Consider the following 13,258-nt stretch of genomic DNA (forward strand, 5'->3'; position numbering starts at 1 on the left):
CATTTGCAAACTGACTTTTCAATGCGATAGGAGATGGGCCATGAGCAAGACCGCCAGCTTCGGGGTGATGCACCTGGGCACCGCCTTCGGCGTGACCTATCTGCTGACCGGCAGCGTGAGCATCGCCGGGGCCGTGACCTTTGTAGAGCCCCTGGTCAACACCGTACTGCACTACTTCCACAACAAGCACTGGGATCGGGTCGAGGCCTGGGCCCGGTCGCTGCTGCGCCGCCGCCAGCCGCAGATGGCCTAAGGCGCTGTCTCGCGCTCCATCCAGCCCAGCCAGCGCATGGCTTGCTCGCGGCTCTCGCCACACATGATCTCGCTGGGCTGCAGGGAAGCGCAGACCGCCGGACGCTCGGGCCGGCCGAAGATCTTGCAGCGGTCGGCCTCGTCCAGCTGCACGCAGCGCACGCCGGCCGGCTTGCTCACCCCATTGATGACGGGCATGCCCGGAATCGGGGAGCTGATCGAGGGCGCGATGCAGCAGGCGGCACAGTGGTCACGGCAGTTCATGGTGGGGCGTATTGTCGGCCCGGGCATGGACTGCGGCCGTGACTTATCCACAGGCCGCCCGTAAAATTCAGGGTTTGCCCGCGCCGCGCTTTCTCCCTTCTTTTTGCGGTGCCCGATCGAGGCTCAAGCCATGCTCTATCCCAAGGAATTCGACGTCATCGTGGTCGGTGGCGGCCATGCCGGCACCGAGGCCGCGCTGGCCGCGGCACGCATGGGCGTGTCCACCCTGCTGCTCACCCACAATATCGAGACCCTGGGCCAGATGAGCTGCAACCCCTCGATCGGCGGCATCGGCAAGGGCCATCTGGTCAAGGAAGTGGACGCCCTGGGCGGCGCCATGGCCGCAGCCACCGACGAGGGCGGCATCCAGTTCCGCATCCTCAACGGCTCCAAGGGCCCGGCCGTGCGCGCCACCCGGGCCCAGGCCGACCGCGTGCTCTACAAGGCCGCCATCCGCCGCCGCCTGGAGAACCAGCCCAATCTGATGCTGTTCCAGCAGTCGGTGGACGATCTGATGGTCGAGGGCGACAGGGTGGTGGGCGCCGTCACCCAGAGCGGCATCCGTTTCCGCGGCCGCGCCGTGGTGCTGACCGCCGGCACCTTTCTGGATGGCCGCATCCACATCGGCCTGCAGAACTACAGCGCCGGCCGCGCCGGCGACCCACCGGCCGTCAGCCTCTCGGCCCGGCTGAAAGAATTGAAGCTGCCCCAGGGCCGGCTGAAGACCGGCACGCCGCCGCGCATTGACGGCCGCACGATCGACTTCTCCAAGTGCACCGAGCAGCCCGGCGACGGCATGCCCGGCACCAACACGCCCATGCCCGTGTTCAGCTTCATGGGCTCGGCCGATCAGCATCCGGCCCAGCTGCCCTGCTGGATCACCCACACCAATGCGCGCACGCACCAAATCATCCGCTCCGGCTTTGAGCGCAGCCCCATGTTCACCGGCGTGATCGAGGGCGTGGGTCCGCGCTACTGCCCCAGCATCGAGGACAAGGTGAACCGCTTTGCGGACAAGGACTCGCACCAGATCTTCCTGGAGCCCGAGGGCCTGACGACGCACGAGTTCTACCCCAACGGCATCTCCACCTCCCTGCCCTTCGATATCCAGCTGGCCGCGGTGCAGTCCATCCCCGGCCTGGAGAACGCCCACATCCTGCGCCCCGGCTACGCCATCGAGTACGACTACTTCGACCCGCGCGAACTCAAGAGCAGCTTCGAGACCCGCGCGATCCAGGGCCTGTTCTTCGCCGGCCAGATCAATGGCACCACCGGCTATGAAGAGGCGGCGGCCCAGGGCCTGTTCGCTGGCCTGAACGCTGCCCTGCAAGTGCGAGGCTTGGAGGCCTGGCTGCCCTCGCGCGACCAGGCCTATCTGGGCGTGCTGGTGGACGACCTGATCACCAAGGGCGTGACCGAGCCCTACCGCATGTTCACCAGCCGGGCCGAGTTCCGCCTGCAGCTGCGCGAGGACAACGCCGACATGCGCCTGACCGAGTTCGGCCGCCAGCTGGGCCTGGTGGACGACGCACGTTGGGACGCCTTCAACCGCAAGCGCGATGCTGTTTCACGTGAAACCGAGAAACTGAAGAGCACCTGGGTGCATCCGGGCATCCTGCCCGCCGAGCAGGCCGAGCGCCTGGTGGGCAAGGCCTTGGAGCGCGAGTACAACCTGGCCGATCTGCTGCGCCGCCCCGGTGTGGGCTACGACACCTTGGTGGAAGTGGCCCAGATTGCACGCCCCGAGTCCGGTGTTTCACGTGAAACCCTGAACACCGAGCTGGGCAAGACCGTGGCCGATGCCGTGATCGAGCAGATCGAAACCAGCGTCAAGTACGCCGGCTATATCAACAAGCAGGTGGAGGACGTGGCTCGCGCCGCACACTTCGAGAACCTCAAGCTGCCGGCCGAGCTGGACTACACCCAGGTCAGCGCCCTCTCCTTCGAGGTGCGCCAGAAGCTGAACAAGCACCGCCCCGAGACCCTGGGCCAGGCCTCGCGCCTCTCGGGCGTCACCCCGGCCGCCATTTCCCTGCTGCTGATCCATCTGAAAAAGGGTCGCTTCAAGGGCTTCACCGACATGCCCGCCGAAGCCGGCACCCCGGCCTGAGCTCCCGCCCCACCCCGCACTCATGACTGATACCAATTCCTTGCGCCCCGCCCTGGTGGCGGCCGCGCAGCAGCTGGGCCTGAGCCTCAGCGACAGCCAGATCGAGCAGCTGCTGGCCTATCAGGGCCTGATCCAGAAATGGAACAAGGTCTACAACCTCACCGCCGTGCGCGACCCGCAGGCCATGCTGACCCAGCATCTGGTGGACAGCCTGAGCCTGCTGCCAGCCCTGCTGCGCCATGCCGAGGGCCGGCCGCTGCGGCTGATGGATGTGGGCAGCGGCGGCGGTCTGCCGGGTGTGGTGGTGGCCATCTGCGCGCCGCAGATCGATGTCACCTGCGTGGACGCGGTGGCCAAGAAAGCCAGCTTCATCAAGCAGGTGGCGGCCGAGCTGGGCCTGAAGAATCTGCACGGTGAGCACTCGCGGGTGGAAGCGCTTGAGGTGCCCCCCTTCGACCTGATCACCTCCCGCGCCTTTGCCTCCCTGCTGGACTTCACCAGCCTCACCCGCCAGCACCTGAAGCCACGTGCCGAATCCGGCGCCAAATCCGGCGCCATCTGGCTGGCCATGAAGGGCCAGCACCCCGCCGAGGAACTGGCCGCCCTTCCCCCGGACCTGGATGTGTTTCACGTGGAACAGCTGCAGGTGCCCGGTCTGGATGCCCAGCGCTGTCTCATCTGGATCAAACCGCGGGCTTGATCCGTCCTTGCCCCGGCCGCTTCCGGGCTACCATCGCTGCCTGCTCAGAACTACAAGACCATGGCCAAGATTTTCTGCGTTGCCAATCAAAAAGGCGGGGTCGGCAAGACCACCACCACCGTCAACCTCGCCGCCGGCCTGGCCCAGGTGGGCCAGCGGGTGCTGGTGGTGGACCTGGACCCGCAGGGCAATGCCACCATGGGCTCGGGCATCGACAAGCGCGCCCTGGAGCTGAGCGTCTATGACGTGCTGCTGGAATCGGCCAGCATCGCCGAGGCCCGCCAGCGCAATGAGAAGGTGGGCTACGACGTGCTGGGCGCCAACCGCGAGCTGGCCGGTGCCGAGGTGGAACTGGTGGAGCTGGAGCGCCGCGAGCGCCGGCTCAAGGCCGCGATTGCCGCCGCCGATGCCGACTACGACTTCGTGCTGATCGACTGCCCGCCCTCGCTGTCCATGCTCACGCTGAACGGCCTGTGCTCGGCCCATGGCGTGGTGGTGCCCATGCAGTGCGAGTACTTCGCGCTGGAAGGCCTGTCCGACCTGGTCAACACCATCAAGCAGGTGCATGCCAATCTGAACCCGGACCTGCAGATCATCGGCCTGCTGCGCGTGATGTTCGACCCCCGGATCACCCTGCAGCAGCAGGTGAGTGAGCAGCTCAAGGGCCATTTCGGCGACAAGGTGTTCGACACCGTGATCCCCCGCAATGTGCGCCTGGCCGAGGCCCCCAGCTACGGTCTGCCCGGCGTGGTCTTCGACCCCAGCTCCAAGGGCGCCCAGGCCTTTGTGGACTTCGCCCGGGAGATGGTGCGGCGCGTCGCCACCATGTGATGCAGGCCGCGATGAGCCCCTCCCTGCCCGCGCTGGCCCGCCTGGCCGAGGAAGCGGGGCTCAATGCCAGCACCCCGCCCCAGCAGCAGCGCGTGGCGGGCTGGCTGATCCGGCTCTCGCCGGGCAAGGCCAAGCGCTCGCGCTGCGTGAATGCGCTGGAGCAAGGCGAGCTGCCCCTGCATGAGCTGCTGCAGCGCTGCGCCACCGCCTTTGCTGCCGCCGGCCTGCCCCTGTGTGTGCGCGTCACCCCCTTCAGCCAGCCGGCCGATCTGGACGCGCAGCTGGCCGCCCTGGGCTGGTCCAGCTTCGATCCGGCCGAGGTCATGGTTCGGGCCCGGCTGGATGATCTGCCGGCCAAGGACCTGACACCAGGCTGCCGGGTCGAGCCGCTGGAAGCCGAGGCCTATGCCGCCCTGGTGGGTGCCCTGCGCGGCTCCAGCGCGGCCGAAATCGAGGCCCATGCCCAGCGCCTGCGGGAATCGCCCGTGCCCTACCGAGGCCACGCCCTGCGCGATGCCGCGGGCACCCTGCTGGCCTGCGGCCAGTTCGCCCGGGAAGGCGTCATGGTGGGCCTCTACGACATCTTCACGCCCGCCGAGCAGCGGGGTCGTGGTCATGCCCACCAGCTCTGCCTGGCCCTGCTGGCGGCCGCCCGGGAGGAAGGTGCCCGGCATGCCTATCTGCAGGTGGGCAGCGACAACGCGGTGGCGCAGCGCGTCTATGGCCGCCTGGGCTTCGAGTTCGCCTACCGCTACCACTACCGCAGCCCGCTCGCCGAACTGCGTTGACGACGACTCAGGTCAGGGCGTGGCGCTCAATCGCGCGGCTGCCAGACCTTGAGCAGGGTGTGGCGGGTGAAGCCCGGCACATAGTCGTGCAGATAGGCCACGCAGGCATAGCCCAGGTGCTCGAAGCAGTCGGCCGCCTCGTCCAACAGGGTCTCGATCAGGGCGTCGACGCAGCCGCGCTTGAGCGCCTGGGCCTCGATCTGGCGCAGCAGCTGGCCGCCCAGCCCCTGGCCGCGATGCTCGGGCTGCACCCAGATATAGCTGAGGTAGAGGCGCTGGAACTCCGTGCGGCCCCAGGCCCCGGCGATCAGTTGGCCGTCTTCATAGAGACCGCAAGCGATGTCACGGGCGTCACTGCCCTGGGTCTGCTGACGGCCATGCAGGATGACGCCATCGCGGATGGCGTCCAGATCGGCGGGGGGCAGTTCGGCGTCGCGACGCCACACCCGCTGGGACATCAGAGGCCCAGGCCCTCGTCCAGACCCAGATGCACATTCATGGACTGCACGGCGGCGCCGCTGGCGCCCTTGCCCAGATTGTCCAGGCGGGCCATCACCAGCACCTGGGTCTCGCTGCCGAAGACGGCAATGTCCACGCGGTTCGTGTCATTGCAGGCCTGCACATCGTAGAAGCCGGTTTCCATCGTGGCCGGGTCACGCAGGGTCAGCACCTTGATGAAGCGCTCGCCCGCGTAATGCGCGCTCAGGGCCTCGTGCAGATGCTCGGCCCGGGTGCCGGCGCGCAGCTGGCTCAGATGCAGGGGCACGGTCACGGCCAGGCCCTTGTAGAAGCTGCCGACGATGGGCATGAACACCGGCGCCTGCTTCAGGCCGGTGTGGGCCATCATCTCGGGCAGGTGCTTGTGGGCCAGACCCAAGGCGTAGGGGCGGGGCGAGTCCAGCTTGCTGTCGCCACCGGCCTCGTACTGGGCAATCATGGACTTGCCGCCACCCGAGTAGCCGGTGATGGAGGTAGCACTGATCAGGGCCTCGGGCGCCAGCAGGCCGGCGTCCACCAGGGGGCGCACCGCCAGGATGAAGGCGCTGGCGTGGCAGCCCGGGTTGGCGATGCGCTTGCTGGCGCGGATCTTGGCGCGCTGATCCTTGGCCAGTTCGGGCAGGCCGAAGCTCCAGCCCGGCACCGTGCGGTGGGCGGTGCTGGCGTCGATCAGGCAGGTGTTGGGGTTGCTGACCATGGCCGCGGCCTCGCGCGAGGCGGCATCGGGCAGGCACAGAAAGGACACATCCGAGGCATTGATCAGGCGCGCGCGCTCGGCGGCGTCCTTGCGCTTGTCGGCGTCGATCTTCAGGACTTCGATGTCGCTGCGACCGGCCAGGTACTCATGAATGCGCAGGCCCGTCGTGCCCTCTTGTCCATCCACAAACACCTTGTAAGCCATGGCCTCTTCTCCAGCACAATCGATCGATCAGAAAGGACCGACAGCATAAGGCCAAACCATGATTGAACCGCGTGTATTGCTACTGCCTGGCTGGCTGAATTCCGACCCGGATCACTGGCAGAGCCGCTGGGAGGCCCTGCATGGCGACCAGCGCGTCGAGCAGGCCGACTGGCAATGGCCGCGCCGCGGGGACTGGATGGCCCGGCTGGACGAGGTGCTGCAGCAGGATGCCCGCCCCGCCCTGCTGGTGGCCCATTCCCTGGGCTGCCAGCTGGTGGCCAGCTGGGCCGCTCATTCGCAGCACACGGCCCGGGTGCGCGGCGCCCTGCTGGTGGCCCCGCCCGATACCGAGCGCGAGGACACCCCGCCCCAGCTGCACAACTGGCGCCCCATACGCCGACCGCGCCTGCCCTTCCCTGCCTTGGCCGTGGTCAGCAGCGACGACCCCTTCTGCGCCCCCGAGCGCGGCGCCCAGATGGCGGCCGACTGGGGCGCCGAGCTGCTGATGCTGGGCGCCTGCGGCCATATCAACAGCGCCTCCGGCCTGGGCGACTGGCCCGAGGGCCGGGCCCTGCTGCAACGCCTGCAGGCGACGGCCGCGGCATAAGGGACAATCCAGCCCCTATGGTCACGAAAAAACCCAAGGGCCTGGGCATGGGCCTGGAGGCCCTGCTCGGCCCCAAAGTCAGCGATAGCCCCGCCGCAAGCCGCGAGGGTGAGCCCAGCACCCTGCGCCTGGAATGGATGCAGGCCGGCAAGTACCAGCCGCGCACGCGCATGGACGAGGGCTCGCTCTATGAGCTGGCCGAGAGCATCAAGGGCCAGGGCATCATGCAGCCCATCCTGGTGCGGCCCATCACACCGAACGGTGAAGCGCGCTACGAGATCATCGCCGGCGAGCGGCGCTTCCGCGCCGCCAAGCTGGCGGGTCTGCGCGAGGTGCCGGTGCTGGTCAAGGCCGTGCCCGACGAGGCCGCGGCCGCCATGGCCCTGATCGAGAACATCCAGCGCGAAGACCTGAATCCGCTGGAAGAGGCCCAGGGCCTGAAGCGCCTGACCGAAGAGTTCGGACTCACCCACGAACAGGCCGCCCAGGCCGTGGGCCGCTCGCGCAGCGCCGCCAGCAATCTGCTGCGCCTGCTGCAGCTGGCCGATCCGGTGCAGAACATGCTGATGGCCGGCGATATCGATATGGGCCATGCCCGTGCCCTGCTGCCCCTGGATGGCGCGCACCAGATCACCACCGCCACCGAGATCGCCGCCAAGAAGCTCAGCGTGCGCGAGGCCGAGAAGCTGGTGGCCCGCCAGGGCTCGGCCCGGCAAAAGCCCTTGCTGCGCGTCAAGAGCGACAAGAGCCGCGATGTGCTGCGCCTGGAGGAAGAGCTCTCGGACCTGCTCACCGCCCAGGTGGAGATCCGCGTCAAGAAGCGCACCAAGCGCGGCGAGCAGGGCGAACTGGCCATACAGTTCGGCTCGCTGGATGAACTCAATGGCTTGATCGAGAAACTGCGCGGCCCGCAGTAATACCAGCGCGGACACCGGTCGCTGCAAGCCTCCGCAAAGCCGTGAGCTCTTCACGGCTTTTTCATGCCCGGTGCACAAGCCGGCATGGTGCATGCATATTGAAATGCACGCCCCGTCCATCACTTTGCGGGGGGGGCAGGCAACAGGGCCAGGTCTTGCCCTGAGCAAGAACGCACGGAAGGGCGTAGCATGATGTCAACGCGACGCGAATCTTCTGTGTTGAAGGACAAAGACTAGGCTTATCCTGTGTTCAAGGCTTGGTGCATGAACCAAGCTAGACAGCAAGAGCCCTCGCTTTGCTGCTGAACCTCGGAAAGCTCTGATGACGCCTCGGTCCGGTTGTAGGGGCGCCATCAGAACTTCCCAGACGACGCCGGTGTTTCACGCCCGGCGGCCGTCTCTGTCCGACACAGGAGGTCAGCATGGACGTGATCAGCAGCTTTGCCGCTCGCTACGAGCGCACCCGGGTCGAAGAGCTCTCGCTGGAAGAGTACCTGGCCGAGTGCAAACGCAATCCCCTCGCCTACGCCACCGCCGCCGAGCGCATGCTGCAGGCCATCGGCGAGCCGCAGATGGTGGACACGCGCAACGACCCGCGGCTCTCGCGCCTGTTTGCGAACAAGACCATCAAGATCTATCCGGCCTTCGCCGAGTTCTACGGCATGGAGGACGCGATCGAGCAGGTCGTTTCCTACTTCCGCCACGCCGCGCAAGGGCTAGAGGAGAAGAAGCAGATCCTCTACCTACTGGGTCCGGTGGGCGGCGGCAAGAGCTCCATCGCCGAGCGGCTCAAGAGCCTGATGGAACAGGTGCCCTTCTACGCGCTCAAGGACTCGCCGGTCAACGAGTCGCCGCTGGGACTGTTTGACGGCGTCGAGGACGGGCCGCTGCTGGAGAAGGAATACGGCATCCCGCGCCGCTACCTGAACCGCATCATGAGCCCCTGGGCCGTCAAGCGCCTGGAGGAGTTCGGCGGCGACATCCGGCGCTTCAAGGTGGTCAAGCGCTATCCCAGCGTGCTGCGCCAGGTGGGCGTGGCCAAGACCGAGCCGGGTGACGAGAACAACCAGGACATCTCCAGCCTGGTGGGCAAGGTGGACATCCGCAAGCTCGAGACCTATGCCCAGGACGACCCCGATGCCTACAGCTACTCCGGCGGCCTGTGCCTGGCCAACCAGGGGCTGCTGGAGTTCGTGGAGATGTTCAAGGCGCCCATCAAGGTGCTGCACCCCCTGCTGACCGCCACGCAGGAGGGCAACTTCAAGGGCACCGAAGGCTTTGGTGCCATCCCCTTTGACGGCATCGTGCTGGCGCACAGCAACGAGAGCGAGTGGAAGACCTTCCGCAACAACAAGAACAACGAGGCCTTCCTGGACCGCATCTACATCGTCAAGGTGCCCTACTGCCTGCGCGTCAGCGAGGAGGTCAAGATCTACGAGAAGCTGATCCGCGGCTCCTCGCTGGCCGAGGCCAAGTGCGCCCCGGGCACGCTCAAGATGATGAGCCAGTTCGCCATCCTCACGCGCCTGAAGGAGCCCGAGAACAGCTCGCTCTTCAGCAAGATGCAGGTCTACGACGGCGAGAACCTCAAGGACACCGACCCGCGCGCCAAGAGCTACCAGGAGTACCGCGACTACGCCGGCGTGGACGAGGGCATGAGCGGCATCTCCACCCGCTTCGCCTACAAGATCCTGTCCAAGGTCTTCAACTTCGATTCCAGCGAGGTGGCGGCCAATCCGGTGCACCTGATGTATGTGCTGGAGCAGCAGATCGAGCGCGAGCAGTTCCCGCAGGATCTGGAGCAGAAGTACGTGGGCTTCATCAAGGAGGCCCTGGCCCCGCGCTATGCCGAGTTCATCGGCAAGGAAATCCAGACGGCCTATCTGGAGAGCTACAGCGAGTACGGCCAGAACATCTTCGACCGCTACGTCACCTATGCCGACTACTGGATCCAGGACCAGGAATACCGCGACACCGACACCGGCGAGGTCTTCGACCGCGCGGCCCTGAACGCCGAGCTGGAGAAGATCGAGAAGCCCGCAGGCATCTCCAACCCCAAGGACTTCCGCAACGAGATCGTCAACTTCGTGCTGCGGGCGCGCGCCAACAACCAGGGCAAGAACCCCGCCTGGACCAGCTACGAGAAGCTGCGCACGGTGATCGAGAAGAAGATGTTCTCCAACACCGAGGAGCTGCTGCCCGTCATCAGCTTCAATGCCAAGGCCAGCGCCGATGAAGCCAAGAAGCACGAGAACTTCGTGCAACGCATGGTGGACAAGGGCTACACGGCCAAGCAGGTGCGCCTGCTCTGCGAGTGGTACCTGCGGGTGAGAAAGAGCTCCTGATATAGGCAAGGGCCGTGACAGGGCCAAGGAACGAAGATGCTGCAACAAATCATCGATCGTCGACTGTCAGGTAAGAACAAGTCCATCGGCAACCGCGAGCGCTTTCTGCGCCGCCACAAGGAGCAGATCCGCGAGGCGGTGCGGCGCGCGGTGGACGGGCGCGGCATCCGCGACATGGAGCGCGGGGAAGAGGTGCACATCCCCAAGAAGGACATCAGCGAACCCGTCTTCAGCCATGGCGAGGGCGGCGTGCGCGAGGTGGTGCGCCCCGGCAATACCGAGCATGTGCGCGGTGACCGCATCGCCAAGCCCAAGGGCGGCGCGGGCCAGGGCGGGGGCGGCGAAGCCAGCGACTCCGGCGAGGGCGAGGACGACTTCGTCTTCCACCTCAGCAAGGAGGAGTTCATGCAGGTCTTCTTCGAGGATCTGGCCCTGCCCAATCTGGCCCGCACCACCCTGGCCGAGACCCCCGAGTGGAAGACGCACCGCGCCGGCTTCGTCAGCGACGGCACGCCCACCAATCTGCACGTGGTGCGCTCCATGCGCGGTGCCCTGGGCCGGCGCATCGCCCTGGGCATGGACAAGCGCCGCGAGCTGCGTGAGCTGGAAGAGCGCCTGGCCCTGCTGCGCCGCGAGGACGCGGCCAAGCCCGAGGTGCAGGCCCTGCTGGCCGAAACCGAGGCCCGCATCCTGCTGCTGCGCCAGCGCCTGGACGCCATTCCCTTTCTGGACCCCATCGACCTGCGCTTTCGCAACCGCGTGCGCGTGCCCCAGCCCACCACACGGGCCGTGATGTTCTGCCTGATGGATGTGAGCGGCTCCATGGACGAGTCGCGCAAGGACCTGGCCAAGCGCTTCTTCATCCTGCTCTACCTCTTCCTGACCCGGCACTACGAAAAGATCGAGGTGGTCTTCATCCGCCACCACACCCAGGCCCAGGAGGTGGACGAGCAGAACTTCTTCCACGCCACCGAGACCGGGGGCACCGTGGTCTCCTCGGCCCTGGTGCTGATGGAGCAGATCATCCGCCAGCGCTACTCGCCCACCGAGTGGAATATCTACGGCGCCCAGGCCAGCGACGGCGACAACTGGCACCACGACAGCGGCCGCTGCCGCGAGCTGCTGTCCGAGAAGATCCTGCCCCTGTGCCGCTACTTCGCCTATGTGCAGGTGGCCGAGGCCGAGCAGAACCTCTGGGAGGAATACGCCAAGCTGGCCGACGAGGAACCCCTGTTCGCCATGCGCAAGGCGGTGGAGGTGGCGCAGATCTACCCGGTCTTCCGCGACCTGTTCAAGAAGGAAGGGGCCAGCGCATGAGCCCCGGCCCGGCCGCTCCGAAGGCGGCTCCCAGCGCAGTGCGCAGCACGGAGGTTATCCAATGAGCATGATCGAGAACCGCCGCCAGATCGGCATCGCGGCCGATCGAAGCGAATATGGCGGCCGCCGTTGCCGCGAGCCCCTGCGCCAGCTCCTGCCCCTGAAGCAGCGCCCCGCCGGCCCCCTGCCCGGCCCCAGCGACTGGACCTTCGAGCTGATCGAGCAGTACCACGAGGTGATCCGCCAGACCGCCGAGCGCTACGGCCTGGACACCTATGCCAACCAGCTCGAGGTCATCAGCTCCGAGCAGATGATGGATGCCTATGCCTCGGTGGGCATGCCGGTGAACTACCGCCACTGGAGCTATGGCAAGGAGTTCATCGCCACCGAGCGCCATTACAAGCGCGGCCAGATGGGCCTGGCCTACGAGATCGTCATCAACTCCGACCCCTGCATCGCCTACCTGATGGAAGAGAACACCATGGCCATGCAGGCCCTGGTGATCGCGCACGCCTGCTACGGGCACAACAGCTTCTTCAAGGGCAACTACCTGTTCCGCATGTGGACGGACGCCTCCTCCATCATCGACTACCTGGTCTACGCCAAGAACTATGTGGCCGAATGCGAGGAGCGCCACGGCCTGGACGCGGTGGAGACCCTTCTGGACTCCTGCCACGCCCTGATGAACCACGGCGTGGACCGCTACCGCCGCCCCTCCAAGCTCTCGCTCGCCGAGGAGCGCGCCCGCCAGCACGATCGCGAGGCCTACGCCCAGCAGCAGATCAACGAACTCTGGCGCACCCTGCCGCGCGGCAAGGACCGTGCCGAGGAAGGTCGCGAGGCGCGGCGCTTCCCCGAGGAGCCGCAGGAGAACCTGCTCTATTTCATCGAGAAGCATGCGCCCCTGCTGGAACCCTGGCAGAGAGAAATCGTGCGCATCGTGCGCAAGATCGCGCAGTACTTCTACCCGCAGCGCCAGACCCAGGTGATGAACGAGGGCTGGGCCACCTTCTGGCACCACAAGCTGCTCAACACCATGTACGACGACGGCTACCTGACCGACGGCGTCATGATCGAGTGGCTCAAGTCACACACCAATGTGGTGGCCCAGCCGCCCATGGCCAATCTCAACCCCTATGCCCTGGGCTTCGCGATGTACAGCGACATCAAGCGCATCTGCGAGCAGCCCACCGAGGAAGACCGGCGCTGGTTCCCCGACATCGCCGGCAGCGACTGGCTGCCCACGCTGGACCACGCCATGCGCAACTTCAAGGACGAGAGCTTTATCGGCCAGTACCTGAGCCCGCACCTGATGCGCGAATTCCGGCTCTTCTCCATCGTGGATGACGAAAGCCAGAGCGAGTACGAGATCTCGGCCATCCACGACGAGTCGGGCTACCAGCACGTGCGCGAGACCCTGTCGCGCCAGTACGACCTCAGCACGCGCGAGCCCAATATCCAGGTCTGGAACGTCAATCTGCGCGGCGACCGCTCTCTCACCCTGCGCCACACCCAGCACATGAACCGGCCCCTGCACGAGGGCGCACAGGAGGTGCTCAAGCATGTGGCCCGGCTCTGGGGCTTTGGTGTGCATCTGGAGAGCGTCAACGATCGCGGTGACATCAGCAAGCGCTGGACCGTGCCGCCTCCCGCGCACTGACCCCCCGGTTCTAGGGCCTAGGCAGCACCCATGCCTGGACATATCCTGCAAGGTCGTCTAGCGGGAGG

At 66.4% G+C, this 13,258-nt stretch carries 13 protein-coding genes; 10 read left to right on the forward strand and 3 right to left on the reverse strand.

What is annotated here, in order from left to right; translation table 11 throughout:
* Window positions 1–40 precede the first annotated feature (40 nt).
* Window positions 41–253, forward strand: coding sequence for a DUF2061 domain-containing protein (locus DFR39_RS02030; RefSeq protein WP_133601861.1), 213 nt, complete (start codon window positions 41–43; stop codon window positions 251–253).
* Here DFR39_RS02030 and DFR39_RS02035 read toward each other — a convergent pair.
* Entirely contained in the window at window positions 250–516 is a 267-nt protein-coding gene (locus DFR39_RS02035) for a YkgJ family cysteine cluster protein (protein WP_133601862.1), read from the reverse strand. The two genes, DFR39_RS02030 and DFR39_RS02035, sit on opposite strands and share 4 nt — an antisense overlap.
* A 130-nt stretch (window positions 517–646) precedes the next feature.
* Here DFR39_RS02035 and mnmG point away from each other — a divergent pair, with 130 nt between their 5' ends.
* Genes mnmG through DFR39_RS02055 form a run of 4 tightly spaced genes read left to right on the forward strand, consistent with a single transcriptional unit; the run spans window position 647 to window position 4,945 of the window.
* On the forward strand, window positions 647–2,626 hold the full coding sequence (gene mnmG / locus DFR39_RS02040; RefSeq protein ID WP_133601863.1) for a tRNA uridine-5-carboxymethylaminomethyl(34) synthesis enzyme MnmG: 1,980 nt from the start codon (window positions 647–649) through the stop codon (window positions 2,624–2,626).
* 22 nt (window positions 2,627–2,648) lie between these two features.
* Window positions 2,649–3,326 (forward strand): 16S rRNA (guanine(527)-N(7))-methyltransferase RsmG, encoded by a 678-nt coding sequence (gene rsmG / locus DFR39_RS02045; RefSeq protein ID WP_133601864.1) that lies wholly within the window; start codon window positions 2,649–2,651, stop codon window positions 3,324–3,326.
* Window positions 3,327–3,386: 60 nt separating this feature from the next.
* Entirely contained in the window at window positions 3,387–4,157 is a 771-nt protein-coding gene (locus DFR39_RS02050; protein ID WP_133601865.1) for a ParA family protein, read from the forward strand.
* Window positions 4,158–4,168: 11 nt separating this feature from the next.
* Window positions 4,169–4,945, forward strand: coding sequence for a GNAT family N-acetyltransferase (locus tag DFR39_RS02055; RefSeq protein ID WP_162849381.1), 777 nt, complete (start codon window positions 4,169–4,171; stop codon window positions 4,943–4,945).
* A gap of 26 nt (window positions 4,946–4,971) precedes the next feature.
* On the opposite strand, the gene DFR39_RS02060 is transcribed toward DFR39_RS02055, so the two are convergent.
* Together DFR39_RS02060 and argC are read right to left on the reverse strand one after the other, a co-directional pair.
* The gene (locus DFR39_RS02060) at window positions 4,972–5,403 is read right to left on the reverse strand and encodes a GNAT family N-acetyltransferase (RefSeq protein WP_133601867.1); all 432 of its coding nucleotides are present in this window, start codon (window positions 5,401–5,403) and stop codon (window positions 4,972–4,974) included.
* Window positions 5,403–6,344 (reverse strand): N-acetyl-gamma-glutamyl-phosphate reductase, encoded by a 942-nt coding sequence (gene argC / locus DFR39_RS02065; protein WP_133601868.1) that lies wholly within the window; start codon window positions 6,342–6,344, stop codon window positions 5,403–5,405. Before argC ends, DFR39_RS02060 begins: the two co-directional genes overlap by 1 nt.
* Window positions 6,345–6,402: 58 nt before the next feature.
* Here argC and DFR39_RS02070 point away from each other — a divergent pair, with 58 nt between their 5' ends.
* The 5 genes from DFR39_RS02070 (at window position 6,403) to DFR39_RS02090 (ending at window position 13,190) form a co-directional block, all read left to right on the forward strand.
* The gene (locus DFR39_RS02070; protein WP_133601869.1) at window positions 6,403–6,951 is read left to right on the forward strand and encodes an RBBP9/YdeN family alpha/beta hydrolase; all 549 of its coding nucleotides are present in this window, start codon (window positions 6,403–6,405) and stop codon (window positions 6,949–6,951) included.
* 17 nt (window positions 6,952–6,968) lie between these two features.
* Complete coding sequence (locus DFR39_RS02075) at window positions 6,969–7,868, forward strand: ParB/RepB/Spo0J family partition protein (RefSeq protein WP_133601870.1); 900 nt, start codon at window positions 6,969–6,971, stop codon at window positions 7,866–7,868.
* Window positions 7,869–8,290: 422 nt separating this feature from the next.
* Window positions 8,291–10,213: a PrkA family serine protein kinase gene (locus DFR39_RS02080; RefSeq protein ID WP_133601871.1), complete on the forward strand. Its 1,923-nt coding sequence runs from the start codon at window positions 8,291–8,293 to the stop codon at window positions 10,211–10,213.
* Window positions 10,214–10,249: 36 nt separating this feature from the next.
* Window positions 10,250–11,530: a YeaH/YhbH family protein gene (locus DFR39_RS02085; RefSeq protein ID WP_162849382.1), complete on the forward strand. Its 1,281-nt coding sequence runs from the start codon at window positions 10,250–10,252 to the stop codon at window positions 11,528–11,530.
* A gap of 61 nt (window positions 11,531–11,591) precedes the next feature.
* On the forward strand, window positions 11,592–13,190 hold the full coding sequence (locus DFR39_RS02090) for a SpoVR family protein (protein WP_133601872.1): 1,599 nt from the start codon (window positions 11,592–11,594) through the stop codon (window positions 13,188–13,190).
* Window positions 13,191–13,258: the final 68 nt, after the last annotated feature.

Source organism: Roseateles asaccharophilus (assembly GCF_004362405.1).
In the GTDB taxonomy this organism is placed as follows: domain Bacteria; phylum Pseudomonadota; class Gammaproteobacteria; order Burkholderiales; family Burkholderiaceae_C; genus Kinneretia; species Kinneretia asaccharophila.

What these genes read in the sequence shown, in the direction of transcription:
- DFR39_RS02080 (WP_133601871.1), top strand. Translation starts at nt 8,291, where the DNA reads ATGGACGTGATCAGCAGCTTTGCCGCTCGCTACGAGCGCACCCGGGTC.
- DFR39_RS02035 (WP_133601862.1), bottom strand. Translation starts at nt 516, where the DNA reads ATGAACTGCCGTGACCACTGTGCCGCCTGCTGCATCGCGCCCTCGATC.
- DFR39_RS02085 (WP_162849382.1), top strand. Translation starts at nt 10,250, where the DNA reads ATGCTGCAACAAATCATCGATCGTCGACTGTCAGGTAAGAACAAGTCC.
- DFR39_RS02055 (WP_162849381.1), top strand. Translation starts at nt 4,169, where the DNA reads ATGAGCCCCTCCCTGCCCGCGCTGGCCCGCCTGGCCGAGGAAGCGGGG.
- DFR39_RS02070 (WP_133601869.1), top strand. Translation starts at nt 6,403, where the DNA reads ATGATTGAACCGCGTGTATTGCTACTGCCTGGCTGGCTGAATTCCGAC.
- rsmG (WP_133601864.1), top strand. Translation starts at nt 2,649, where the DNA reads ATGACTGATACCAATTCCTTGCGCCCCGCCCTGGTGGCGGCCGCGCAG.
- DFR39_RS02030 (WP_133601861.1), top strand. Translation starts at nt 41, where the DNA reads ATGAGCAAGACCGCCAGCTTCGGGGTGATGCACCTGGGCACCGCCTTC.
- argC (WP_133601868.1), bottom strand. Translation starts at nt 6,344, where the DNA reads ATGGCTTACAAGGTGTTTGTGGATGGACAAGAGGGCACGACGGGCCTG.
- DFR39_RS02075 (WP_133601870.1), top strand. Translation starts at nt 6,969, where the DNA reads ATGGTCACGAAAAAACCCAAGGGCCTGGGCATGGGCCTGGAGGCCCTG.
- DFR39_RS02050 (WP_133601865.1), top strand. Translation starts at nt 3,387, where the DNA reads ATGGCCAAGATTTTCTGCGTTGCCAATCAAAAAGGCGGGGTCGGCAAG.
- DFR39_RS02090 (WP_133601872.1), top strand. Translation starts at nt 11,592, where the DNA reads ATGAGCATGATCGAGAACCGCCGCCAGATCGGCATCGCGGCCGATCGA.
- mnmG (WP_133601863.1), top strand. Translation starts at nt 647, where the DNA reads ATGCTCTATCCCAAGGAATTCGACGTCATCGTGGTCGGTGGCGGCCAT.
- DFR39_RS02060 (WP_133601867.1), bottom strand. Translation starts at nt 5,403, where the DNA reads ATGTCCCAGCGGGTGTGGCGTCGCGACGCCGAACTGCCCCCCGCCGAT.